The following is a 500-nucleotide window of genomic DNA, read 5'->3' as shown; positions in this document are numbered from 1 at the left end:
CTTACCGTCTTTATCGCGAGATGGGCTTGCAGGTGTGCACAAAGCGTAGAAAAAAGTTAACGCGCCCTCTAAGCCCCCATGCTAGTTCCTAGTGGCACTAACTAACGCTGGTCGATAGGTTTTGTATCGGATCAGCTGGCTAATGGCCGTCGACTCTGCGTGTTAAATGTCGTAGATGATTACAGCCGCGAAGTTATTAGGCAGCTTGTGTCTGTATCAATCTCTGGCCCACAAGTAGCTCGTTATCTTTCTCAACTTATTGAAACAAGAGGCAAACCTAAAGCGATAGTTTGTGATAGCGGCCCAGAATACACCAGTAAAGCGCTGTTCTTTTGGAGCAAAGAGCAGCAAGTGCCACTTTCATTTTATTCAATTAGGAAAATCTACACAAAATGCATTTGTAGAAAGCTTGAATGGTAAGTTTAGGAATGAGTGCTTGAACCTACATTGGTTTAGAACGCTGGCGGAAGCCACTTATAAAATAGAGCAATGGAGACAAC

At 44.0% G+C, this 500-nt stretch carries 1 pseudogene; it reads left to right on the top strand.

Going from position 1 to position 500, the window contains the following annotated elements:
- Nucleotides 1-500, top strand: a pseudogene (locus tag VQ643_RS16330) (integrase core domain-containing protein); the annotation flags it as partial.

Origin of the sequence: Pseudomonas sp. F1_0610 (assembly GCF_047470865.1) — a bacterium.
In the GTDB taxonomy this organism is placed as follows: Bacteria; Pseudomonadota; Gammaproteobacteria; order Pseudomonadales; family Pseudomonadaceae; genus JAZDRH01.
This window is presented reverse-complemented; position numbering and strand designations above follow the sequence as displayed.